We start from the raw sequence: 24,816 nt of genomic DNA on the forward strand, positions 1-24,816 counted from the left end.
TATTGGAGCATTATGAAACGAAAATAAATTTTAGGTCTAAAACACATCCAATCATGAATACCATCCTGAAAGAAGATTTGCTCACCCTCAATAAACTCCTGAGCGACACCCTGTTACAAGGATTGACTTACTTGTCCAATTTGGATCAAACACCCACCTCAGTGTCTTTTGATCCACCTGCAGAAAGGACCCTAAGCACCTCGGGGATGGGTGGCGAAGGAGCGCTGTATGAGTTCATCAACCGTTTTGAGTCCTTAATGGTCGCCTCATCCGGGCCACGGTACTGGGGCTTTGTCACCGGCGGTTCCACTCCGGCCGCACTCATGGGTGATCTCCTGGCCACCATCTATGACCAAAACACCCAGACCACCAAGGGCCACGGGGATGTCTCAGCGATCGTAGAGTTCGAAACCATCCGGCTTCTGCTGGAGTTATTCGATCTGCCCGATGACTTTATGGGTGGGTTCGTCACCGGAGCCACCATGTCCAACTTCACCTGTCTGGGAGCTGCCCGGCAATGGGTGGGCAGAAGGCAAGGTTATGACATTGCTAAATCGGGTATTTCCAGGCCCATCCACATACTCTCCGCAGTACCACACTCCTCTTCCATCAAAGCCCTATCCATGCTGGGGATCGGCAGTAGCCAGGTGACCAGGATACCCACCATCAACCCCACGCGTGAGGCGATCGACATCAGCAAGCTGGAAGAGGCCATCCATCAGCTCAACGGTGAGCCCTTCATTCTGATCTCCAGTGGTGGCACCGTCAATACCGTGGACTTTGACGACATGAGAGCGATCTCCGCACTCAGGGAGAAACACGACTTTTGGTGGCACATCGATGCGGCTTTCGGCGGATTTGCAGCCGTCAGTCCCAAGCACAAGCACCTCATTGAAGGCTGGGAACGTGCAGACAGCATTACCATAGATGGTCACAAGTGGCTCAATGTGCCGTATGAGAGCGCTTTTTTCTTTACCCGAAAAGAACACACATTGCATCAGGTGGACACTTTTCAAAACTCCAACGCCCCCTACCTGGGAGACCCGAACGAAAATTTCAACTACCTCAATTTTCTTCCGGAAAACTCGAGGCGCTTCAAGGCCCTGGCGGCATGGTTTAGCCTTGTTGCATATGGCAAGGAGGGGTATCGGGAGATCGTAGAGCGCACCATCGACATGGCTCAGGAGCTGGGACAATTCATAGCAGACAGTGAGGCCTTTGAATTATTGGCACCCACTCGCCTGAATACCGTCTGTTTTACCCTGAAAAATGGCAACGAGGCAGATGTGAATACCTTCCTGGCTAAACTCAATGATGGAGGAAAAGTATTCATGACCCCCACGTCCTTCAATGGCAGGGCCGGTATCAGGGCAGCACTAGTCAATTGGCGAACAACCGCTGCGGATGTTCAAATCGTGAAGGAAGAGATGAATCAGGTGATTCAGGGCATCCAATCCGTAGTGCTGTGACCGCCCTAATGAGGGCAGTCTGCTAAGGGATCATCCTCCTCTTACATTTGGTTCTTTTTGAATGAAAAGCTGTAGTAGAGCCCCACTGTGAGCCTGTTTCCGCCTTCAATCTCAGCAAAGTCATCGGTGTTGAAAGATTGTATGAGGGGCACCTGATACTGAACATTAGTAGTCACCCTTCCGGCAAAAAGCTGAACACCAAAAGTACCCAGGAGAGAACTACCCCCGGTATTGGCCTCTATGATGTCATAATATTTATGCCGATCCGCAGCCTCATAATAGACCCCTGCAAACGGAACCAGTGAGACCTTCTTCATTTCAAGGTAGTAGAAGGCATTCCCACTCAGATTAAATTGATTGCCGAAACGATAGGCCTGAGTGTTGGAGGTATTCATCTTAAAAGAGGTCTCTGCATTGATCCCAAGATTTCCATGACGAATGGTATAATTAGCAGAAAGTACATAATCAAGGCTTCCTGATCCGAGCTGAAAATTACGATTGACCAGCTCCCCGTTATCTTCTTTATCAAATTCACCCACAGGCACCTTCAGTCCTGCGCCCACACTCAGCGAATGCATGATCGCCCGACTGAAATCATTCCCGGTATTGAACGGTGAATAGTAAATGACCACTACCGGATCACCTACTCCCTCAGAGTGTACAGTTTGATGAGAACCCTCCATATTATTGATCATGTAGGGCATCAGGTAGCGCACCTGAAAGCGCTCTCCGAGGCTGAACCTGCCCATCAGGTCATAGCGCTGATAGGTATCTTCTGAATGTTCATCTTCATAGTAATACCCATCGTTATCGATCGACGCACTAAAGGAGGCATGGCTATATTTTACACCCACAAAATGAGTGTTCTGGTTGGGTAGAAAACCAAAATAAAGCCCCGACAAGCTGCATCCGCAAACATCGCAGGCCCGACCGCTCAGGCTCAGCATAACGGCCAAAATGAATAGGTAAAGGTGTTTAGTCATGATTTTGAAATTTTGGATCTGAGATCAGGTCTCTGTCCGTTAATGTTTTGATAAATGAAATGATCTTTATTTTTTCGTCCTCCGTAAGTGCAACCCCCTTCAGCTTGCCATCTTCCATGAAAATGGGATCCAATGTAGACGAGCCTATAATTCCCTGCTCGTAATGATTCAGCACTTCTTCCAGAGTAGAAAACCGGGCATTATGCATATACGGGGCAGTGATCTCCGCATTCCTCAGACTTGGTACCCTAAACTTCCCATAGTCCGCCTCATCCTCGGTAATTGCCCCCCGACCAAGATCTTTGAATGAACTACTGAGTCCATTGTTTTTATAGGAAAAATCTGTGAAAAGCTCTCCAGAGTGACAAGTAGCACATTTCTGATCGAATAGCTGCATCCCCTCAAGCTCCTCAGTAGACAGCTCACCTTTGCCAAGGATGTATTGGTCATACCTGGAATTAGCAGATACCATCAGGAGGGTAAACTGAGAAAGTGCATGCAACAGATAAGGAGAAGTCACCTCATCCACGCCAAAGGCTTCTTTGAACAATCCGGGGTATCGATCATCCTGATTGAGCTTGCTCACCACATTGGCCAGAGACTCATCCATTTCCACATCCGACTCGATCGCATTAATTGGCACGAAATCCAGATGGCTTACCCCGCCATCCCAAAAGAACTCTCTCATGAAAGCCAGGTTCGCCAGCATGGGCGCATTTCTAAAGCCTGCCTGATTGTCCACCCCAATGCTCATGCCGTGCAGAGGCATGTCTGCAAATGCGCGCGACTGTTGATGACAATTGTTGCAGGACACACTTTTGTCTCTCGAAAGAATAGGATCAAAAAAAAGGCGCCGCCCCAATTCAAAACCTTCTTTGGTTACCGGGTTGTTTTCAAAGGTATATGTAGGCTCGGGGAAATGCGCAGGCTTTTCGAACTTGTAGATCTCCTCCCCGGGATCTATGCTTTCTCCGCTACAACTCCCTAAAATCAAAAGAAGTACCCAGCTGTATGCCGGGTACTTTTTCAAGAGATCAATCATGACTACTGGTACTCTGGTGCACGTGATGTACACTAAAAGCATTCAAAAGCTGATCAGCCAACACCTTACCTCCTTTTGGGGAATGGATAGAATAGGTCGTGCTAAAATCCACTTCTGCTCCGTCCAATACCTTCAGCACATCTGTGATCAGATGTGCCAATGGAGATAGGTGCGGGTTCACCGTGACAGTGGTCCCAAACTCTAAAGTGATTGTCTTGATATTATTGACAAAATTCTCATTATCAGTCACATCCTTCCAACCACCTACATGGAACCCAAAGGTCTTTTCAAGCACCTCTACTCCATTTCCATGGTCTACGTAAGCCTGACCTGAATGCTCTGCAGTGCCTTCCATCATCAGCCCGATATAACCTGCATTCCAGTTCCAGAACCAGGCTCCGGCAGCAGGATCCAATACGCCACCTGCGGCCCCTTCTTTCATTCCGTCTTCCTCTACCCCTATGGTAAAAGTGATCCGATCGTAAGTGCCGGCAGGCACCTTTTCCAGTAGAATATTGCGTGAAATGGAGTTGCTCTCCTTCAGGAGGTAGTATCCTTTAGCTTCATCAGCATTCACACTTATTTCATCCTGAAAGTACTCGCCATTTGGGCCCTCCAAAGTGATTTTACTGACATAATACCCGAGACTGGAAAGGTTGAATGGCTCCCCGTCGGAAGTTTCGTAATCATAGTCGGTAGAACCAGGGGCTCTCAGCGTGATGCTATTGGCACCCACCTTATTTTCAAAATACAGCTGAAAGGTGCCAAACTCATCAGGATTAACCTCATCATCACTGCCGCAAGACCATAGCAGCGTTGTTAGCGATATCATCGCCATCAGTTTCAATATTTTCATCGCTTTCGATAATTCTTAAATGGTAAAATTGGATATGGGAGCCTGACGGACATGACATAACCATGCCCTGGAAGACTCCAAAAACTACAATAAATGGGGGATTGAGTTTATCCTATCCGGGGTGGATGAAATATATCGAACGCCAAACGTGATATGGGAAAGTCCTCACTTAGATGTGAAAAAGTTAAATCCTGAACGAGTGCCAGTTGATCAACCTCCCACTCGATGTGCCTGGTTTCTGAAAAGAAGAAAGTAAAACTTTTGGGAGTGAGTTGTTTGGATTTTTCCTGATGCTCCTGGGCTTTGTCCAGCTGTGCAGCCAGGTAGCAACTCCCCCCACATACAGTGATGGGTTGCTTTCGCTCTACACACAGCACCCGGGAGATGTAATCTCTGCGCATCTCAAAATCCAGATAGACCAAAGGAGTCACCAGCGTACTTCCCATATTGGCAAGGATAATTATGGCGATTATAAAAGACTTTACTCCGGTCATCCCGGCAAAAATCTGAATGTCCGGGATTCTTTCAAAGGATTCTGCCACAATTTACTTGGAAAATTGAAATCAAATTTCGCATTCCGGTACAAACCAGATAGATGACATTGTTGGTCAGTTCAATTGCCTATACTCCTGTGGTGTGTAGCCCACGCGTTTTTTGAATAATCGCGAGAAATGCTGTGGGTATTTGAAACCCAGTTCGAATGCGATTTCCTTAACAGATTTTTCCGACCCAAAAATCTTGTCTTTGGCAATCTCGATCAACTTCGTCTGAATGGATTCCTGCGCAGATCGGCCTGTCTCCTTCTTGATCAGATCTCCAAAATAATTGACAGAAAGGTGCAGCTCATCAGCAAAGTAGCTTACAGAAGGAAGACCTAACGAATAGGGCTTTTCCGAAGCGAAGTAATTATTCAGGGATTCTTCAAACCTTCCCAGAATGCCGTTGTTCACGTGCGCTCTGGTAATGAACTGTCGATCATAAAACCGTTCACAGTAGTCCAGAAGCAACCCAATATTGGAGGCGATCAACTTTCTGCTGTGCTTATCTACCGGCCGTTTCAATTCATTTTCAATTTTCAGGAAGCAGTCCATGATGGTCTGTTGCTCCTCCGGCGAGAGGTGCAGTGCCTCGCTCAGGTTGTAAGAGAAAAAACCGTACTCGTCAATTTGTTTGGCCAATGGGGTTCCTAATATCAAATCGGGATGAAAGGTTAACCCCCTACCAGACGGCTGATAAAGGTCCGTTTTGTTGCTCACATCCACCACCTGACCCGGCCCCACAAAAACCAGTGTACCCTCCTGATAGTCGTATGTATTTTTACCATACACAAGATCACCGCATTTTACATCCTTCAGGAAAATGGAGTAGATCCCAAAGGACATTTTGTACCCGTGTCTGGGGTTGGCCTTGGAAAAATCAAGAACACTCACCAGCGGGTGTAAAGTGGGATGATTATTAAAATCATTGTAGGCTTTGATACTATCGAAATTTTTCTGATCGCTCATATCATATGCTTTTACGAATTCTAAACTACATCACCTAGAGGAATATGTGTAGCTCAATCAGTGATTATGGTACGGATAACCGTAATGTATCTACTCACTCCCATTGAATCAATTCGTAAAATTGCATAGTAGGTTCAAACAAACCCAAACGAGATGCAACACTTAAACACCATTCAAATGAAGAAATTTTTGATCTGCCTGGCGATGATCCTGGGCACCACTCTATGGACATATGCCCAAAGTGACGATACCGAGATGATCAACTTATCCAAACAAAAATGGGCATGGATGGCCGATAAAAATGTGGAGGAACTGGCATCGTTGTTTCACGAGGATTCCAAGTTTGTACACATGAGCGGATCCTGGAAAAAGGACCGGGAACTGGAAATCATAGAGAGTGGAAGCATTTGGTATAAAAACACCATCGTGCATGATGTGGATGTCAAGCGCTTTGGCAACACAGTCATTGTATGGAGTCGCATCACACTGGAAGCACACGTGCGTGGCAACGATGTGTCCAATGAGTTTACCGCTACGGAGGTTTACCAGAAACAATCAGACAGCTGGCAACTTTTGGACCTCACTTTCAGCAGTGTCCGTGATACTCATCAAATTGAACATTAATACCAACTTTATGAAAACACTCATAACCGGACTGATTCTGATTCTCTTGAGCGTACACGGGTCCAGCGCACAGACTCCTGACAGAGAGCGGGAAATCATAGACCTGTCCAAAGCCAAATGGCAATGGATGTCAGATAAAAATGTAGAGAAACTGGAGGCGCTCTTTCATGAGAAGTCTGCATTCGTTCACATGGGTGGTTCCTGGGGGAAAGAACCCGAGATCAACATCATTAAAAGTGGTGGCATTTGGTACAAAAAAGCTGACATCCATGAAGTATCGGTCAACATCATTGGCAGTACGGCCATTCTGCTCAACAACATCACGCTGATTGCAGAAGTGGGTGGAAACGAAGTTACTAATCCGTTCATGGTCACGGAGGTATATATCTACGAAGATGGAGACTGGAAGCTGGGTTCCCTGTCATTTACCAAACTATTGACCAGAGGAGAATAGGGTCATCAAATGAGATTGGAAACCCTACTACAGGAAATGGAGGCAGCTTCTGCCAGTGTGAAAGTAGTAAGCGAAATGGCAGAACAGATGAAAGCACCACGAACTTTTGTTCGATAATCCAAATATTAAAAACATTGAAACTGGCCATATCTACTGGTGTTAGCTCTGGCAACAAATCTACCCTCCATTCAAACTGGGGTATTTACCAACCATAGAAATGATGAACATTAAGTATCTACCTTTTATCTGTTTGATAGCAATCATGGGTTCCTGCATTGATCAGAGTGAATCACGAGACTTTGAGATGAAGCCATCCAGAGCAAAGATCTTTTCTAAAGGGGTGAGACTTGAGAGCGACCACTTTCATGGCAATGCCTGGTTGGATGTTCTGGTAGTTGCCGATAGTGTTAACCAGAATGCTGTTGGAAGTGTCACTTTTGAGCCTGGTTCACGAACGAACTGGCACTCACATCCCAATGGACAAATCATCCTGACACTTGAGGGTGAAGGATATTATCAGGAGCAAGGAAGTTCGAAAAAGATTTTACGCAAAGGTGATGTGGTCAAATGTCCGGCCAACTTACCTCACTGGCATGGAGCAAGCCCGGACAGTGAATTCGTACAGGTGGCCATTACCAGCCGTGTGAATGGGCCTACTGAATGGCTGAGCCCCGTTAGCGATGAAGAGTATCGAGGTGAATGAATAGGAACGTGGAGTTAGGGCATGTGATTGCAAACAAACTCACCATTAAAAACTGAATACTTGAGGCACTTCGGATCTACGCTCAAAATTTCGTAAATTATAAGGAACAAATTCAAACATTAACGTCCCGAGATATGGCAAAATTCGCACTAACAATCAATGGTCAGGAGCGACAGGTAGATGTGGACCCGGCTACTCCCATCTTATGGGTGCTCAGAGACCACCTCAATCTTGTAGGCACTAAATACGGATGTGGAATTGCTCAGTGTGGTGCATGCACCATTCATCTCAACGGAATGGCCACCAGATCTTGTATGTTGCCCGTTTCTGCAGTCGGCAACAACGAAATCACCACCATCGAAGGACTCTCTGAAGGCGTCAACCACCCTGTACAACAGGCCTGGATGCAGCACGATGTGCCACAATGCGGATACTGCCAGTCGGGGCAGATCATGAGCGCAGCAGCACTCCTCCAATCCAACCCCAAGCCGACAGATGAGGAAATTGAAGGAGCCATGAGTGGGAATATTTGCCGATGTGGAACCTATGTACGAATCAAAGCTGCTATTAAAACCGCCTCTAACCTTTAACTCCCCCTACTATGACCCTTCTAAAAACCAAAGTTGGCAGACGCGCATTTATCAAGACCTCCGCTTTAGCAGGTGGCGGACTGATGATCAGCTTTAGCTGGCTGGCCAGCTGTGGCCCCGGCACCAAAGAAGCTGAGGTATTAGCAATGCCCGATGAGTGGTTTGATCTCAACGCCTACCTGAAGATTGGTGAAAACGGAGTGACTACCATTATGTGTCCGAACCCGGAGTTTGGCCAGAATGTGAAAACCTCTATGCCTATGATCGTGGCTGAGGAACTGGACATGGATTGGGAAAAGGTAATCGTGGAAATGGCTCCTTTCAACACCAGCCTGTATGATCGCCAGTTCACCGGCGGGAGTCAGGGGATCCGTCGGAGCTGGAATGTCTTGAGAATGGCAGGAGCCACCGCCAGGCAAATGCTCAAACAGGCTGCAGCCAATGCCTGGGGAGTTCCGCTTGAAGAAATAACTACCGCATCAGCTACAGTAAAGCATGAAGCTTCTGGCCAGTCTGCCACATATGGCGAGTTGGTCTCTGCCGCTTCCAAACTCCCAACACCTGCCGAAGTACAACTTAAGGAAGTGAAAGACTTCACCATCGTGGGTAATTCAAAGAAAAATGTAGACGCCAGAAAGATTGTCACTGGTACGCCAATGTATAGCCTCGATATCAATCAGGAAGGAATGCTCACAGCCATGATTGTGCATCCTCCTGCCTTCGGGATGAAGTTAAAATCATTCAATGCAGATTCAGTGAAAGACATGCCCGGGATCAAAGAAGTGTTTTCCTTCAAAACCTTTCAGGATGATTATGTGCAGAATTACTTTGACACCAATACATTCCCTGAATTGGTCGCTATTGTAGGCAATAGCACCTGGGAGGTGATGAATGCCAAAAAAGCATTGCAAGCTGAATGGGAACCTTTTGATTCATACTCCTTTTCGGTAGATGCTTTTGGTAATAAACAAACAAGAGAGGTTCCAGCCGGCCTTGAAAACAGTGACAGTCACCTGACAGCTATGCAGGAAAGAGCGTCAGGGCCTTGCACCCTGCTCCGTAAGGATGGTGACCCGGACAAGGCCTTCTCCTCGGCTGCCAAAGTCATTGAAAGAACCTACACTGCACCGTTTCTGGCTCACAACCCTATGGAGCCAATCAACTGTGTGGCGGATGTGACCGCCGAGAGGGCCATCATTAGTGCACCCATTCAGGCTCCCGAGCTAATCGAAGGCACACTTTCCGCCAGACTCGGACTGCCCCTGGATAAAATAGAGATCGTCATGACGCGCATGGGCGGCGGATTTGGCAGGCGTGCTTACGGTCACTATATGGTGGAAGCTGCGGTGATTAGTCAGAAAGTAAATCGTCCCGTCAAGCTTGTTTACATGCGAGAAGACGACATGACTTTTGGTGTATACCGTCCCACCTATATGGCTACCTATCGAGCTGCATTGGATGAAAACAATCAACTAGTTGCATACCATGTAAAAGCAGGTGGGATACCCGAAAGCCCGCTTGGACGAGGAGCAGCCAACAGGTTTCCTGCCGGGGCTGTGGATCATTACCTTGCCGAGGAATGGTCTGTTAACTCTAATATCACCATTGGGGCATTCAGGGCTCCAAGATCAAATTTTTTGGGGGGAGCTGAGCAATCATTTCTGGATGAAGTAGCCGAAGCAGCCGGGCAAGATCCTATTCAATTCCGATTGGATTTGCTTACCCGTGCTAAACACAATCCTGTGGGCGAGCAAAATGATTACGAGGCAGACCGATATGCTGGAGTGCTTGAGCTTGTACGGGATCAATCTAACTGGAGCCAACCACAGCCGGGGGTTCATCGTGGGGTAGCGGCCTATTTTTGCCACAACAGCTATGCCGCTCATGTGCTGGAGTTAAGCCGGGAGAATGGAAAACTGAAGGTAAAGAAGGTCACCTGTGCACTTGACTGTGGCATAGTAGTAAATCCGGATGCAGCAGCCAACATGGCTGAGGGTGCCATCATTGACGGAATTGGCAATGCGTTTTATGGAGAGATGACCTTCAGAAATGGGGTACCAGAAAAAACCAACTTCGACCGATACCGAATGATCAGGATGAATGAAGCACCTGAATCCATTGATGTCCATTTTGTCAAAAATGAAATTGATCCAACAGGATTGGGGGAGCCACCCTTCCCCCCCATCTTTGGTGCGGTGGCCAATGCCCTGTACAAGTCATCCGGCAAACGTTATTATCACCAGCCTTTTCTCAAGGAAGGTGTTGCTTTGGGCTAATCGTGTGTCTTGAATACTTAATGAGTATGCTCCAACCTTAAATAAAAACACCTGTCAATGAAAAGCCTAATCCTTACTGGTTTTCTCTTATTCTGCGCATCTTATTTACCTGTTCAGGGTCAAAGTCATAAAGTACGCCTTGCCCAACTCGTGATCGACTCCATCCACCTGGAGGATTACAAGGCGCTATTAAAAGAGGAGATTGAAGCCTCTCTTGCTTTAGAACCAGGTGTGTTGACACTATATGCTGTGTCAGAAAAAGACCGACCAAACCGTTTCACAATTTTAGAAATCTATGCTAGTGAATCTGCCTATCAGTCGCATCTCAAAACCGAGCATTTCTTAAAGTATAAAAACAAAACAGTAAGTATGGTACAGTCTCTGGAGCTGATCGAAACCATCCCACTCCTGCCTCTAATGAAGATTAAATGACTATCCCTACCTGACAATTAATCTATGTCAAATTTGACTTTTTGAACGATTTGTCAGTTATTGGCGATGGTTTGGTCATCTTTTAAACCACTCTGAGTCATGAATGAAGAGATTACTGCATCCATTCTCGGCATAGAAGCCACATCTGGTGGCTGTATGTTTATTACTGACACCAACGAATGGCACCGTGTTTACACAAAAGACCCATTGATTCAATCTGTCGTAACTAATGCGTTTTTGTCTGCCTCTCAAATAAAACTTGAAATAAAACCAGGGAGAGAAATACATAGGGTCATGGCATTTGAATCACAGGGGCAGTACAGTTACTCCCCAAGTTGGTTTCAGTATACCCTTACAAGAATCGCCACACAGTATTCACCAGAAAATGGTCACAGGCTTGAGGCATTTATCTCCGGACACGATGGGATAGAAAGACAGTATAACATACAGGATAGATTTCTGCAAAAAGCCATTGAAGCAGCCTTCACCCTATATGCCGTCACCTTTCCTGAAAGTGAAAATAGAATTGACATATCTCTCAAAGAAAACGAAATCATCAAAATTCGGATAGGTTATGAACTGACAGATCACGAATCCAAATAATCCAACTCAGTTTTTCACAGACGGACAACAATCCATACGAGATCGTTCAAAAGCCTATCTTTGCGCTTTCAAAAAATCATTCTTATGTCTGAATTCCCTCTATGTCCCGCTTGCAAGTCGCCATACGCCTACCCTTCTGATACGCTCCTGATGTGTCCGGAGTGTGGACATGAATGGGATCCGCAGGCTGAAGCAGCCGCTGACACCTCCGTGATCAAAGATGCCAATGGCAATGTGCTCGAGGATGGTGATACTGTAGTAGTCATCAAAGACCTGCCGGTGAAGGGTGCTCCCAAAGCCATCAAAGCAGGAACGAAGGTGAAAAACATCAGACTAACCGACGGTGACCACAACATCGACTGCAAGATTGACGGCTTTGGCGCCATGTCCCTCAAGTCGGAGTTTGTAAGGAAGGGGTAGTTCATCAGTCGAAAACTAGATGTGGCTTGCTCTGTCCATGAAGCGCTCAGGCTCATAAATGATTAGTACTTACCTCAGTACATCAAAGCGCTTCATCAGTATGTCCTTATAGGTATGGCTCACCGGAAGTGCCCTTTCTCCGTTCAAAATCACCTGATTATCCGTGAGATGTATTTGTCTGATCTCATTAAGGTTGATGATATAGTTTCTGTGAATTCTTAAAAAGTGATAGGCTTGTAATTTTTCTTCCATTTTCACCAAAGAAAGCTGAACCAAAAAACTTCCTTCTCTGGCATTGATTTTACAGTACTTTCCATCCACTTCCACATATTCAATATTGGAGATGGGAATTTTAATCAATGACTGCCTATGCTTGACAAACAGACTCTCCTCCATCAAAAGGGCATTCTCTTTTATACTTAGCCCTCCAGGTTGCGAAGCGAATTTCTCCATGGCCAGTTCTATGGCATACTGGAGCTCCAATGGATTGAAAGGCTTCAGGAGATAGCTATAGGGAGACACAAGCTTAGCCTGTCTAAATGTCTCAAAATCTGCATGCTGGGTGAGAAAAATCAATGGTCTGGCGGTATTCATGTTCTCCCCCATCCTTTCTGCAAAGGAAATACCCTCCGGATTGCCCTTCAAATAAATATCGGCCACAACCAGGTCAGGCTTCAATGCATAAAAAAGGCCAAGTCCCTCTGTCAGGTTATCAGCTATCCCGCAAACTGAATACCCTCCCTTTTCCAGAAACACCTTAAGCTCATCGGCCTGGTCGGTCTCATCTTCAATGATCAAAACTCTTATTTTTTCCATATTTAGGTCTCCGCTATCCTGGGTAGATTCAACGTTATAATGGTCCCCTTTCCAACCTGACTTTCCACCTCAATGGTTCCCCCATTTCGTGAGACAAAGGCCTGACACAGGATCATTCCAAGCCCGGTACCTGTTGTACCATCCGTTCCTGCCTGAATTTTCGCCTGACTGATTTCAAACAAACGATCAACAACCCCTTGCTCCATCCCGCAGCCAGTGTCCTCTATGGTTATTCTGACCATATCTCCGCGAGTTGATGTAGCAATAAGTACTCTTCCTGCCTTTGGGGTAAACTTAAGTGCATTATCCAACAGGTTTCTAAACACCACCTTCATGCTTTGAATATCCACCAACACCATAGATCCGCTTACAAAATCAGTCTCAAGATCGATCCCCTTCTCCTGAAACATGGGCTCATAATCGTACAACACCTGCTCTATCAGACGCCCGGGTTCGATTGATTCTCTCATCAGGTGAACCTGATTGGTTTGATCAAGTGACCACTGCAGCAGGTTGTTCAATAAGTTCTGAGTGGCATTCAGCAGATGGCCATTTTCCGCAGCAAGTGCCAATAATGTTTCTTTGTCTTGGGCACTGGCAGCAGCTGCCATTTTTTGTTGAGAACGTTGCAGGGATCTTACTGGAGCCTTCAGGTCATGGGCCACTATGGAAAACAATCGGTTCTTTGCTGTATCCATCTGTTCCAGCACCCGTTTCTGTTCGGTGATTAGCTTATTGGACTTGCTTACAATCCGATACCCAACGGCTACCACACCTGCCAGAATGAATAGGAAGACGGAAGCGATCAGGTAAGCTTTGATTTGCCATCGTTGCCGGGAGAGTTCCGCATTCTTTACCAATTCCTTCTGCTCTAGGATCGTAATTTCACGCTCCTTCAAACCGATTTCATATGTTTTCTCCTTTTCAGCCATCTCCCACACCTTATCACGATTCCAGAGGGTGTTTTGTACTTTTTCAAAATCCTTGCGGTAGCTGAGCGCTCTTTGCAAGTCTCCGCGGTTCTCTTCCACCACCGCCATGTTCAGGTAGGCATTTCGAAGCACTTCTGGCTCCTGAGCGAGTAGTGCATATTCCAGACCTTTCTGAAAATAAGGAATGGCCTGGTCATCCAGGTATTGCTCATAGTACAAATTGGCAATGTCCATATACGAAATGGCAAGACCCAGCGTATCGGCCATTTCCATTTCAATCTCAATGCTCCTGTTAAAGTAAAATGCCGAGCTGTCAAACTTCTTCAGGTGCAGATAAGCTATACCCAGATTGTGATAATAACCACCAAACTGATCCTTGTTCTCACTTGCTGAATGCCGCTCCACCCAGGGCCTTAAATACTGAATGGCGGTTAAAAAAGCTTCTTCTTCCAGAAGCAAACTGGCCATCACAGGTTCTATGGCAAAATCCTCACGGAAGGAAGGTGGAAGTTTATCTCTCAGGTCCAATGACACTTTGTACTCATTTATGGCCTGTTTGATCAACGACTTCTCATAGAAGATCTTCGCCTTCAGGACCGACAGCAAAAAGCACTTTTCACCCGTGCAATGATCAAATTCGGGGATCAGAATTTCATAGGCTTTGTCGAAATCACCATTCTGAAACAACACTGTCAACTCCTGTACCTGAACACACGACGCTTCACGCTTACAAACCTCCTCAAGAAAACTTAAGGCCTTCCTATGAAGGCTTGTTGGAGGCTCCTGATCATCAGCGAACAAAAGCATCAAAAAAACCAAAAATGTAACCACCTTTATTGGGATCAGGTACCGGGATCCTTCACCGTAGTGACTGTACCCCGTGAGGTCTCAGGGTCTGTATCTACCAGCACCACATCCTCTACACCCACGGGGTATTTACTCTCATAGGTGAAAGCTATTTGCCACAGGTAGTAGCTGCCTGTTCCCTTTTGGGATTTATATGTGAGGGTGATCAAGGTTCCTATTAGTGGTCCTTTGCTCAATTGACGCTCTACCTCGGTGTTCCTGATCTGCTGCTCGTCATGGATGGAAACGGTGATCTTATCTTCTACCAATGTAGGAAGATAGGCATTGATGAAAGCTTTCTTCTTGCCCCCTCCTATATCCTTAAAATGGACTAATGCATTGTCGCAAAATGGATACAGAGGGCCTGCGATTTTCTGGTAGTAAAGTTCTGTAGCTGTTGGTTTGGTTGATTTCATGGTGTAGCGATTAGTCACCCTTTAGGAATGATATACCCCGGGCGCCGTTGGTTCTTATTCCGTGAATATAACATCTCGTGCCCATTCTCACCGCACTCGTACCATTTTTTCTAAATGGGTTTTTGCCCCAGCATACTTTAGGACTTACAATTCGACAGCAAGAGCGGTCGCTTTGAAATGGCGGACACTGAAAAGCCTTCAAAAGAGTAAGTAAAAAACAATCTAACTACAATACTATGCCAACGACAATTCCATACGATCCATCACTGGTGTTGGGTAACATCGTGACACTGGAAAAGCTCACCAATATTGAGCAAATAAGCCAAGCTGAAGCCCCCGTGAATGCGGCCGAAGATGAACTCAACTCACTCATCGCCATGAAGAGAAGCCTGGATATGACCATTCAGGATATGCTCAACATGAATATCGATGCAGATCAGCTGGTTCAGGAATCTGTAAAAGTAGGCCAGAGCATCCAGCAGGCTGCCATCAATTATGCGCAGGTAAAACTGGCCGCAGAACAAAAAATTCAGCCGCTCAGAGCCAAAATAGCAATGATCAACAGCAGCGTGGAAAGCCCTATGGACTACAACAAGTCCCAAATCAAGAAAATGCCTCTGGCAGCAGATTCATTGAAAATGAACTGCCAGTACTTTGGGTTCGACAAAAACGAGCAATCTTCCGACGCACACGCTTCCACGATCGCAGGGTTTGTGAGTGATTCACTCAGTCTGTTTGGCGGATACGAGTCCGGTACCGGTACGGTAAAATCTTCTGTACAACAACAGGTAAGTAGTCAGCATCAAAACCACAGCATCGCAGGAACACTGGTGATCAGCATCAACTGTACGCACAAAGATGCTTTACTGCTGGCCCCTTATATACTGGATGTAGACAAGGCCATCAGAGTCTGGAATCAGGAATTTCCCAAAGATCAACTCAATGTAATGAGCATTGCCAGCATCATCGAAACCATGATGGCAAAGGACTCGCAGGGTGAAAACAAACTGCAACTCCTTTCTGGTGCCACATTTGGTTCCTGCTTTGTAGGGATGGTGCACGTGCTGAATACCACCGAGACGGATTCTTCTCAGCGGATGTATTCCGTGGCTGAGTCCATTCAGGGTCAGTTTGAAGTTGGCGGCTGGTGGGCACATGAAACAGGTGGATTTGGTGTGGACAGTAGTTTTTCCAATGATGCCAAAAACCTTTTGAGCACCCAAAATGTAACCTCCCACTGCACACTCACCGTCATGGGTTCTATCCCATCCATTAAGGCCAATTCGGTGGACATGTTTGTGAAGGAATTCAACATGAACGACGATCCTCTGAAAGGCGTGCAGACCCTGCAAGGTGCCACCACTGACGAAATGAACACCATTAGTTCGTCTGCAGAGGCAGCCAGAACAGGCCAGCAGATGATTGCCATGAAGAGCGCGGGAATCACCAGCGCATTGAGTGCACTGAGCGATTCAGACAAAAAGAGCAATCAAATCCTGGACACCAACTCCATGATGGATGCCATGCAGGACTACATCAACAAGTGTTTGGCCGGAAACATAGGTGTCCCTATCAACTACTATCTAAAGCCCATCACCAAAAGCGAGTTGGCCGGTGCATGGCTGAAGAAGTACCACCCAAACAAAATGAATAATGCATTGGGAAGTGGAGATGATAGCGGAGACAGCAGTAGCTCTTCCGGGGCTGGCTCAGGTGACAGTTCGTCTGACGCCTCATCCTCTGGCTCATAAGTCAATCCACTGGAGGTGAAAAAGCATTTTCACCTCCAAACAATAACCAGGGAAGCCGAAAACTGGAAATAGAGTAGGCATTCAAAAACTACAAATACATAATATCATGCCGACACAAACATATACTGCATTTGCAAACCCTGCGCATAAAACCCAGGTACAAAATGCATTCAAAGATGTGAGCGTTCTGCTGGGAAAGGCCGACAGCACCCTAAACAAACTCCTCACCAACGATAGCTCCATTAATGGAAAGGTAGAAGATGCACGATTTACCACATGGTTTGGTCCACCCACAGCTGCCAATCTTACCGTTGTGAAAAACTTCGTTCATACCATTTTAAGGCAGTTGTCAGGCCAAAACACAACGCTGACAAACGTGCCCACCTCAAATACGGTGGCTTACATGATACCCCTTGCGGGCCAAAACTTTGGAACTCAAGCCCTGAACTATACTGACGCACAGGCACCTGCCATAGTCCCTACTCCGACGATCTATATCGGGCGGGGATTCTATACGGCACCCTTATTGGGAAAGGACTCCCAGGTAGGCACCATCATACATGAATTGTCCCATATTGTGTGCTCGGCAGAGGATGTGCCGAACCCAGCCGGAGGAGCTTACCCTGATGGGTTCTTGGACACCTATGGCGAAACCAATTGCAAATGGTTGGCAACAAACCATAGTGCCCAAGCGCTACACAATGCTGACAACTATCTCTTCTATTGTTGTTCATTCAACCTACAGTGATTTGATGATCTGTAGAGGTCACCTCTACAGATCATTCTTTTGAACCACTATATCTGACAGTTGATCAGATTCCATCCATTTAATCTTTAAGAAAAATGATAAGCGAAAACATACAATTAAACAGTGCTCTGTATATCGCCATGAGACATTTTGAGCAAAACGGTACCCTTCCCACCCCTTGCCCAGCCGGAATCACTGTTCATCGTCAGGGAGTTATAAAACTTGATTATGGATATAGTGGAAACACTATAGGAAGCGTCTATATCAAACAGGGAAACTACTTACTGACTGAAGTAGAATGTCCTGGCACCGGCCCTACTCCTGTAGATTACAATTATCCAAACGACCTCTCCGCACTTGCCAAATACCAAAACTACATTACAGCTCTCAGTTCTCCGGATTTAACCAAAAACAAGAATGCCGTACCGGCCATTATCCTAATGACATCTGAATGTTGCAGATCACTGCTGGTCGAGGCAGCCTTTTCAGCATTGTTTACAAACAATCAGGATTTTACCGCATCAGCATTCGGGGGGATAGATTGTGCTATCCATATCTATAATCATACACTCATGGCGCCTGGCAAAAATCCTTCACAGCCGCTGGTGACGCAGGATTATCTTCAATACATCACTTCGAACCTATTTACCGGAGACGTCAATAACACTAAGGCATCCATCAATGCATTAGCCGAATACATTTCAACATCTGGAATCAAAGTACCTTAAACTCTGAGATCATGCCAACCTCAATCCCCTACGACCATCCCTCACTCACGCTAGGCGCTGTGGTGGATACCCAGGTGCTCGATTCCCTGGATCAGGTAGCCACACTGAATCAGGCCATTGATGCCGCACAGGATAAAATGAATTCCCTGATCATGATGAAGCGCAGCCTGGCCATGACGCTCAATGAGTTGCTGGACATGAATGTCGATGTTTCGGACCTGAAAAGTGAAATGAAGGCGCTTGACCCGCAAATCTCGCAGGCCGCAACGGGGTACCTGAATACTCGTCTCAAAAATGAGACGAGTATTCAGAAGGTGAGGGAACAGTTAGCGGAATTGAAGCAAAGTCACATTGAAAGTCCGGTGGATTTTGTCAAGTCTACCATCACACAGCAGCCATTGGCCTATGAGTCCATGAAACTGGACGCACAATACTTTTCCTTCGGGGGCAACCTGGAAGACGATACCCTGTCCAATATTGAAACTTATGTGAAAGAAGCGAACAGCGACCTGGGAAAAGGTGCCGGAGATTTGGCCAGGCAGGCCACGAGTCAGATCCAACAACAACACCGCAATCACAGCATTTCCGGCACGCTGATCATCACGGCCTGCTGTATGCACAGAAATGTGACTTTGATCGAGCCGCTGGTTCTGGATCTGCAGAAGGCTGTATCTATCTGGAATGCTACCGTAGGAAAAGGTGATCCCATTGATACGAATGACCTGGCCACAGGGCCAGCTAACTCCAAACCATCCACTTCAGAAAGTCCATCACCAGGTTTGTCCATTATATCAGGTGCAGCCTACGGATCCAGCTTCGTTGGCATGGTGCATATCCTTAATACTGACTCAGATGGACCGGCAGAAGAGAAAATAGCCTCCCTGCAAGAGAAACTGCAACTTGGCGGATGGCTCGAAAACCTCTCCGGTGGGTTTGGTGTAAATGAAAGCACCCTCAGCGAGGTGAAGAAAACGCTGAGCACTCAGCAGGTATCTTCGCATGTAAGCCTGATCACCATGGGAGCCATTCCCAGCATTTCATCAAGTAAAATTGATATGGGGGTTAACCGGATCATGCAGCCCGACCCGGAGGCCATCAACGCGGTATTGCAAGCCACAAACAAGGATGCCGATACGTCCACTGTTGCTACCGGAGCGGATGACGCGCGTCAGGGAAATCAGCTCTTGTCTATTCAAAATACCAAAATACAGACGGTAATGAAAGGACTGGAAAAAATAGACCATGGCAGCAATCAGGTGATGGACATCAACTCACTCATGAATGCTTTTGACAATTACATCAAATCAATCACAGACGGAGCCACCATCGTGGGCTCACCAGTACACTTTTACATCAAGAAACTTGTGAAATCAGACCTGATCAAAATGTGGCAAAAACGCCACTTGGCAGAAAAAAGCGTAGCCACCGCTCCACCTGCCGCAGACTCAGACAGCCGTGCTAACTCATAATGTTGATAGCCATGAAAGATAAAACCAAAAAAACCATTGTATCAGAAGAACTCATGAGCGACATTTTCAATGGCTCCATTGCCCTCATTGGCGTTTGTCTCATCGTTCTGACCCTTTTCCAGGTTACCGACAAAAGTGCCCTCTATTGGGTGGATGAATTCTTCTATCTCACGGCGGGATGCTATCTGCTCACCTCCATATCGGCCTACCTGAGTCTGAGAAAACCAGGCCAGCACCGATTCAGACCCTTGACAGATTGGCTGTTTCTGTTTAGCCTGTGTAGCACACTACTCTCCATTTGTGTCCTCATCTATGAATTCCAAACCCATGCGTGAACTAACTGATCTGGAAAAATCCTGGGTAAAAAGTCTTTCGGAGCTACCCCCTGCTGCTGATCAGCCCATAGCTGGCTGGCTAGAAACTGTTTTCTTCAAAGAGGCCGAAGGCCGGGCGCTGATCATTCAGGCCAGCGAGGGATTTGCCGTACTCTTTTTGACCAATGAGCTCTTCAATGACGAAACGAAAAAAGCAGCGCATGTAAGTCAGTTTTCTGAATTGATCTCTTTCCTCAAATACCTGCACCGCGAGGGGTACCTCACCATCAGCCGGGGGAAGACTACTCGGGACAAGTCCATGTTTTTCATACAGGATGCCTTCATAGATCCCAAAAACCAAAATGGCCCCATTGTATTGAATGCCAAAGGTGACTACACAGATAACCCTCACAAAATCCTGGATACCAAAAAGAACACTGTTTATCAGGGCATCAGGTTTGATACTGACCAGTTTGATGCGATCCTCTCTACATGCACGGGATCACTGCTCGTATCAAGTGGCATAGGGCAGCTCATATCCGAAAAAAAGCCTTTGAATAAAGAAAAAAAAACAAGTGAGGTCAACTGGAACATCCTCTCTGTCTGGGTGTCTATCCTCTCCGCCTTCCTATGCCTGTTTATCTACATTCATTATCAGTCCACCCACCACAGGAGGGCCCTGTCACTGGTTGATTACAAGCAGGATCAGTTGGGATACAGACTGGACTCATTGAGTGGTCATTTGGAGTCATTTGCGTCCAGGCAAAGCACCACCAGTCGGTCCCGTCAGGCCACTCAGCGTGGCATTGATGTGTCCCGATGGAATGGCGACCTCCTACAGGCGGTCAACAAGCGCGACTTGCTTTCTTTTGTGATTTGCAAAGCCACACAGGGCAAGTCCTATGTGGACCCGGACTTTCATACCAACTGGAACCTGATCACAGAAAAAGGCCTCATTCGCGGCGCCTATCACTTTTATGACGCCTCACAGGATCCTATAGATCAGGCCGAACACTTTGTCACAACTCTTGGTGAGCTGACCAGCACCGACATTGGACCCATACTGGACATTGAGCCAGAGAGCATACCTACTGATTTTGAGGTAGACCCCTTACAGCTGCAGGTGGATCTCTATATTTTCCTCCGCCATGTGGAGCGCCTGTCGGGTAGAAAACCCATTATCTACACCGACCCAAGCTTTGGTGATGAGTACCTGACCAATGAGAAATTTGGTCAATACCCACTCTGGGTGGCAGACTATACCGATGCGCCTCAGCCTACCATTCCAAAGGTCTGGAGTGATATAGGGTACAAATTTTGGCAAAAATCCGCCAGCTACGACCTGCACTCAGACAAAACAGACCTGGACCTCTATAATGGAGAAAAGGCTGGAATTTATGAGGATTGAAATATTATAATAATTCTGCATAAAGGAATTTTCAGAGCAAGTAAGTGTTTGTAAAAACAAGTCCAGGCCTCAAGCTAATTCCATCATTTGTAATAATTACTGATAATTCATATATTAGTTAATATTATATAACGGAATCAGTTATGAACGCCACCTATAACAAACCCGTAGCTCTGATCCAGCTGCCCTTTCCCTCCCAAAGTGAGCCTGATCCCTTACTTAATAATTATTATGCTACCTATTTCAACAAATACAAGCAGGTATTTCCTCAATATCAGGTAGAAGAGAACGACCTTTGGGAAGCTCCATTGTGGATTGCTCATTTGGATGGAGCTTTGAATCGTCCAGATACAGAATTTCTGAATTTCAGTAGGTCTTTATGTGAATGTGAGGCGATTGTGCAGCATATTGAAGAATCAGTTTCTTCTGATTATATGATTTTCTTTTCTCCATTGGCACAAAACTTCTCCTTGTGCCAGGCCATTTCGCGCGCGCTGATTGAAAGGGGTTACTTCACGATTGTAGGAGGAAATATGAGCAATCTTGCCGACAAGCAGGACTTCTCCTTTATATATAGTGGAATTGCGAGGGCAACCGTTTATGATGAAATCACCCGATCACACGGCTCTTACGAAGTATCTCCAGTAAAAGGAAAGAATCAGGTGCCTCTTGGTTACACGCCAAATTATCGGCACTTAAGAAAATTTAAAAACATTCCTCTGGTTCGTCTGAATGCCTCCCATGGTTGCTTATTTGCCTGTTCATTTTGTGGGGATGCCTGGAGTAGGCAATTGCACCTTGTTGAGCCTGAGCGCCTAAACAATGAAATCAATGAATTAAGAACACTCTTCCCAGAAGTTAAGTTGATGTATATTGGTGACAAGACGTTTGGTCAGTCAAAAGAGGCTGTGGCGAATCTAATAGATCTAATAAGACCTGAATATCAGTATGAGTTGATCGTGCAGACCCATATCTCGGTAGTGACTGATACGCTCATTGATCAAATGAAACAACTAGGGGTAAAAGTGGTAGAAATTGGGTTCGAGACGGCTAGTTCAGATGTATTGAAGAGACTTCATAAAGCAGGAAATGAGGATGAATACAGAAAGGTGATTAGGAAAATGAAAGATAACAATATCAAAGTGATTTTGAATGTGTTAGGAGGTCTGCCTTATGAAACACAGGAAAGCACCCTACAGACGCAGAATTTTCTTTTATCTGTTCAGGAAGAAGTGTGGCTATTTAACCTTTACAATTTCGTCCCCTACCCAAAGACTCCTCTATTTGACACACTTAAGCCACGTATTTTCGATTGGAATTTTGCGAATTGGAGAGAAGATAAACCTCCTGTTTATCAACCATATTACGTAAGCCCTGAAGAGTCTTGGGACCTTTATTTGGACACCGTAAGACTAGCTACACGACTGATTAACTAATACCAATATGAACGAAGGATCACCTGTAACACTAAAACCAACCCTACCTTTTCTTTTGGAGCAAACCGATCCTGATTGGAAAATTTATCAAGATGATCCATTCCCACCTTGGGGATCTGGAAATTTCACCCTTTTTAACTCCCCAAAAGGAGACCTCACCAAGGATGAACGGTGTCATACAGCCATTTACTCGATACCCTTTGATTCAACATCCTCTACGAGAGTAGGTAGTAGAAAGGGGCCCTTGGCAATCAGACAGGCCAGTCAGGCTTATAGCTCCCAGCAAAAAAGCAGAAGTGTGGATCAATTGTACAACATCAGAACTGATCAAATGGTGATGGTAAACCCACCTATAATGGTGGATTTCGGAGATTTACATATCTATCCATCAGACCCAAAGAAACAAACTACTGCTATTTATGCTGAGGTAAATCGAATAATGATGCTGAGTGAAAGAGTAGTTATGCTTGGAGGTGAACACACTGTTTCCATTGGTAATTTCTATGGGGTAGCATCACGTTTTCAAACGGAAAAAGGCAAGCGACTTGGATATGTACAAATTGATCATCATTTTGACTTTGGTGATCAATCCAAACTACATGGAAACTTGTATCATGGATGCAATGGCAGACGGATTGCGGAGCATCCTGAATTAGAGCCCAGCTCCTGTGGCTTCGTAGGTCAGGGTGACCTTACCAGTGCCAAACAGTTTAAGTATCTGCTCGAAATGGGGTTTAACATACGCACCATCCCAAACATACGTAAGGAAGGATTTGAGAAAAGCCTTAGGCAGGTGTTGGATCAGGTATCTCAAGTTTGTGATGAGCTGTATATCTCTATTGATATAGATGTTTGTGAAAATGCTACCGCCCCTGGTACTGGACATGTAACCGTAGGAGGAATCAATTCCACAGAGTTTATGTCAATGGCTTCCATACTCCATGATTACCCTGTAGTAGCCCTGGATTTGGTTGAAGTTTCTCCTGATTATGATCCAGGTGGGGCTACAGCTAGTTTGGCAGCAAGATTTTTATTTGAGTGGATATATCTTCACAAAATTCATTGATATGACTAAAGTCGCCATAGATAAAATGAAATCGGATATTGATCATGTCCTTCAATCACATTATTCAGATGATTTCAAAAGCGGAACGGCATACATTGGAAGTGGACTTGATTTTTGTGCTTTTAAGGGGTCTCATGCTATCTGGGGATCGGTCGTCGTTAAAGCTCCGTGGAAACGAATCATCCAAAATGAAAATGATCCTTATCAGGACACCCTAGATTTACTGCGCCAAGAAGGCTTTCTTATGGAGTACTTAGGGAAATTTGATTTCCCCGTTCCCGAATTCAGGGAGCTGGTACAATCTGATCTAATAGATTATCCTCTCCTCATATGTGATTATGTGCCCACAGATGCCACTACACCTAAGCAGGGTGAAGTTGGTGCTTTGCTAGATAAGTTACATTGTATTCCTGTACCCAATTACCAATTGGTTGCCCAGGAAGGTCTGAACTGGAAATCTCTACTTGCAAAGCGCATTATTAGAAGACTCCATGCGATTTGCGCAATCACAAATACGTCTTTGGGTTTCCTAACCCAGGATGATTTGGAAAAGAGTTTACAACGAGAAGGAAACCTAAGCAATTCTTGCATTTTACATATGGACATTAGACCTGAGAATTTCAGAATGAAGGCAGGCAAGATACAGGCACTTATTGACTGGGGAAATGCTTTGATAGGACACCCCATTCTTGAATGGATGAGGGTGCATGAATACGGAGATTTGGGCAAGCCATTTGACAATGGGTATCCTATAAGTGTTGAAATGGCCGAGTGCCCAGAAGTTCTGAATCATATATGTTGTCTTGATACAGCTGCAATGCTTACTCTGGTCTTTTTATCTGAGAGTCCGGATCAGGGATTGGCAAAAAAGTGGATTAAACGCACTGAATTTCTGATCAAAGTAATAGAGATGCATCATCGATAGTGAT

Annotated in this window: 26 protein-coding genes; 18 read left to right on the forward strand and 8 right to left on the reverse strand. The window is 45.8% G+C overall.

All coding sequences use genetic code 11. The annotated features are described in order from the left end of the window. Positions 1-53 precede the first annotated feature (53 nt). Positions 54-1,469, forward strand: coding sequence for a pyridoxal phosphate-dependent decarboxylase family protein (locus tag ACHKAR_RS08355; RefSeq protein ID WP_395417007.1), 1,416 nt, complete (start codon positions 54-56; stop codon positions 1,467-1,469). A gap of 41 nt (positions 1,470-1,510) precedes the next feature. On the opposite strand, the gene ACHKAR_RS08360 is transcribed toward ACHKAR_RS08355, so the two are convergent. The 5 genes from ACHKAR_RS08360 to ACHKAR_RS08380 form a co-directional block, all read right to left on the reverse strand. Beyond that, the gene (locus ACHKAR_RS08360) at positions 1,511-2,452 is read right to left on the reverse strand and encodes a hypothetical protein (protein WP_395417008.1); all 942 of its coding nucleotides are present in this window, start codon (positions 2,450-2,452) and stop codon (positions 1,511-1,513) included. Beyond that, the gene (locus ACHKAR_RS08365) at positions 2,445-3,494 is read right to left on the reverse strand and encodes a cytochrome-c peroxidase (protein ID WP_395417009.1); all 1,050 of its coding nucleotides are present in this window, start codon (positions 3,492-3,494) and stop codon (positions 2,445-2,447) included. The genes ACHKAR_RS08360 and ACHKAR_RS08365 overlap by 8 nt, the downstream gene beginning before the upstream one ends. Further along, entirely contained in the window at positions 3,487-4,326 is an 840-nt protein-coding gene (locus ACHKAR_RS08370; RefSeq protein WP_395417010.1) for an MbnP family protein, read from the reverse strand. The genes ACHKAR_RS08365 and ACHKAR_RS08370 overlap by 8 nt, the downstream gene beginning before the upstream one ends. Positions 4,327-4,457: 131 nt before the next feature. Further along, positions 4,458-4,892: a hypothetical protein gene (locus ACHKAR_RS08375; protein WP_395417011.1), complete on the reverse strand. Its 435-nt coding sequence runs from the start codon at positions 4,890-4,892 to the stop codon at positions 4,458-4,460. Between the two features lie 66 nt (positions 4,893-4,958). Then, positions 4,959-5,855 (reverse strand): helix-turn-helix domain-containing protein, encoded by an 897-nt coding sequence (locus tag ACHKAR_RS08380; protein WP_395417012.1) that lies wholly within the window; start codon positions 5,853-5,855, stop codon positions 4,959-4,961. A gap of 177 nt (positions 5,856-6,032) precedes the next feature. Here ACHKAR_RS08380 and ACHKAR_RS08385 point away from each other — a divergent pair, with 177 nt between their 5' ends. The 8 genes from ACHKAR_RS08385 (at position 6,033) to ACHKAR_RS08420 (ending at position 11,957) form a co-directional block, all read left to right on the forward strand. Then, the gene (locus ACHKAR_RS08385) at positions 6,033-6,479 is read left to right on the forward strand and encodes a nuclear transport factor 2 family protein (RefSeq protein WP_395417013.1); all 447 of its coding nucleotides are present in this window, start codon (positions 6,033-6,035) and stop codon (positions 6,477-6,479) included. Between the two features lie 10 nt (positions 6,480-6,489). Next, positions 6,490-6,933 (forward strand): nuclear transport factor 2 family protein, encoded by a 444-nt coding sequence (locus ACHKAR_RS08390; protein WP_395417014.1) that lies wholly within the window; start codon positions 6,490-6,492, stop codon positions 6,931-6,933. Positions 6,934-7,150: 217 nt separating this feature from the next. Next, entirely contained in the window at positions 7,151-7,636 is a 486-nt protein-coding gene (locus ACHKAR_RS08395; RefSeq protein ID WP_395417015.1) for a cupin domain-containing protein, read from the forward strand. 134 nt (positions 7,637-7,770) lie between these two features. Beyond that, entirely contained in the window at positions 7,771-8,226 is a 456-nt protein-coding gene (locus ACHKAR_RS08400) for a (2Fe-2S)-binding protein (RefSeq protein ID WP_395417016.1), read from the forward strand. An 11-nt stretch (positions 8,227-8,237) separates the two neighbouring features. Beyond that, a complete protein-coding gene (locus ACHKAR_RS08405) occupies positions 8,238-10,502 on the forward strand; it encodes a xanthine dehydrogenase family protein molybdopterin-binding subunit (RefSeq protein WP_395417017.1) in 2,265 nt (754 codons plus the stop codon). Positions 10,503-10,559: 57 nt separating this feature from the next. Beyond that, on the forward strand, positions 10,560-10,934 hold the full coding sequence (locus ACHKAR_RS08410) for a putative quinol monooxygenase (protein WP_395417018.1): 375 nt from the start codon (positions 10,560-10,562) through the stop codon (positions 10,932-10,934). 99 nt (positions 10,935-11,033) lie between these two features. Beyond that, positions 11,034-11,537, forward strand: coding sequence for a hypothetical protein (locus ACHKAR_RS08415; RefSeq protein WP_395417019.1), 504 nt, complete (start codon positions 11,034-11,036; stop codon positions 11,535-11,537). Between the two features lie 84 nt (positions 11,538-11,621). Then, the gene (locus tag ACHKAR_RS08420; protein ID WP_395417020.1) at positions 11,622-11,957 is read left to right on the forward strand and encodes a zinc ribbon domain-containing protein YjdM; all 336 of its coding nucleotides are present in this window, start codon (positions 11,622-11,624) and stop codon (positions 11,955-11,957) included. 69 nt (positions 11,958-12,026) lie between these two features. Here the strand turns inward: ACHKAR_RS08420 and ACHKAR_RS08425 are convergent, their stop codons facing one another. From ACHKAR_RS08425 to ACHKAR_RS08435, 3 genes are read right to left on the reverse strand one after another with little or no spacing between them, the layout of a single operon-like run. Then, positions 12,027-12,773 (reverse strand): LytR/AlgR family response regulator transcription factor, encoded by a 747-nt coding sequence (locus ACHKAR_RS08425; protein ID WP_395417021.1) that lies wholly within the window; start codon positions 12,771-12,773, stop codon positions 12,027-12,029. Between the two features lie 2 nt (positions 12,774-12,775). Further along, complete coding sequence (locus ACHKAR_RS08430) at positions 12,776-14,512, reverse strand: ATP-binding protein (RefSeq protein ID WP_395417022.1); 1,737 nt, start codon at positions 14,510-14,512, stop codon at positions 12,776-12,778. Positions 14,513-14,547: 35 nt separating this feature from the next. Then, the gene (locus tag ACHKAR_RS08435; RefSeq protein WP_395417023.1) at positions 14,548-14,967 is read right to left on the reverse strand and encodes a hypothetical protein; all 420 of its coding nucleotides are present in this window, start codon (positions 14,965-14,967) and stop codon (positions 14,548-14,550) included. A 236-nt stretch (positions 14,968-15,203) separates the two neighbouring features. Here ACHKAR_RS08435 and ACHKAR_RS08440 point away from each other — a divergent pair, with 236 nt between their 5' ends. The 9 genes from ACHKAR_RS08440 (at position 15,204) to ACHKAR_RS08480 (ending at position 24,812) form a co-directional block, all read left to right on the forward strand. Continuing rightward, on the forward strand, positions 15,204-16,718 hold the full coding sequence (locus ACHKAR_RS08440) for a hypothetical protein (protein WP_159579627.1): 1,515 nt from the start codon (positions 15,204-15,206) through the stop codon (positions 16,716-16,718). A 106-nt stretch (positions 16,719-16,824) separates the two neighbouring features. After that, positions 16,825-17,466 (forward strand): M35 family metallo-endopeptidase, encoded by a 642-nt coding sequence (locus tag ACHKAR_RS08445; RefSeq protein WP_395417024.1) that lies wholly within the window; start codon positions 16,825-16,827, stop codon positions 17,464-17,466. Between the two features lie 95 nt (positions 17,467-17,561). Continuing rightward, positions 17,562-18,194 (forward strand): hypothetical protein, encoded by a 633-nt coding sequence (locus ACHKAR_RS08450; protein WP_395417025.1) that lies wholly within the window; start codon positions 17,562-17,564, stop codon positions 18,192-18,194. Positions 18,195-18,205: 11 nt separating this feature from the next. Further along, complete coding sequence (locus ACHKAR_RS08455; protein WP_395417026.1) at positions 18,206-19,663, forward strand: hypothetical protein; 1,458 nt, start codon at positions 18,206-18,208, stop codon at positions 19,661-19,663. A gap of 11 nt (positions 19,664-19,674) precedes the next feature. Then, positions 19,675-19,998: a hypothetical protein gene (locus ACHKAR_RS08460; RefSeq protein WP_395417027.1), complete on the forward strand. Its 324-nt coding sequence runs from the start codon at positions 19,675-19,677 to the stop codon at positions 19,996-19,998. Next, on the forward strand, positions 19,991-21,385 hold the full coding sequence (locus ACHKAR_RS08465; RefSeq protein WP_395417028.1) for a GH25 family lysozyme: 1,395 nt from the start codon (positions 19,991-19,993) through the stop codon (positions 21,383-21,385). The genes ACHKAR_RS08460 and ACHKAR_RS08465 overlap by 8 nt, the downstream gene beginning before the upstream one ends. A 143-nt stretch (positions 21,386-21,528) precedes the next feature. Beyond that, complete coding sequence (locus ACHKAR_RS08470; protein ID WP_395417029.1) at positions 21,529-22,821, forward strand: B12-binding domain-containing radical SAM protein; 1,293 nt, start codon at positions 21,529-21,531, stop codon at positions 22,819-22,821. 7 nt (positions 22,822-22,828) lie between these two features. Beyond that, positions 22,829-23,887 (forward strand): arginase family protein, encoded by a 1,059-nt coding sequence (locus ACHKAR_RS08475; protein ID WP_395417030.1) that lies wholly within the window; start codon positions 22,829-22,831, stop codon positions 23,885-23,887. A 1-nt stretch (position 23,888) separates the two neighbouring features. Beyond that, positions 23,889-24,812: a phosphotransferase family protein gene (locus ACHKAR_RS08480; protein WP_395417031.1), complete on the forward strand. Its 924-nt coding sequence runs from the start codon at positions 23,889-23,891 to the stop codon at positions 24,810-24,812. Positions 24,813-24,816: the final 4 nt, after the last annotated feature.

Origin of the sequence: Marinoscillum luteum (assembly GCF_044005705.1) — a bacterium.
GTDB lineage: Bacteria > Bacteroidota > Bacteroidia > Cytophagales > Cyclobacteriaceae > Marinoscillum > Marinoscillum luteum.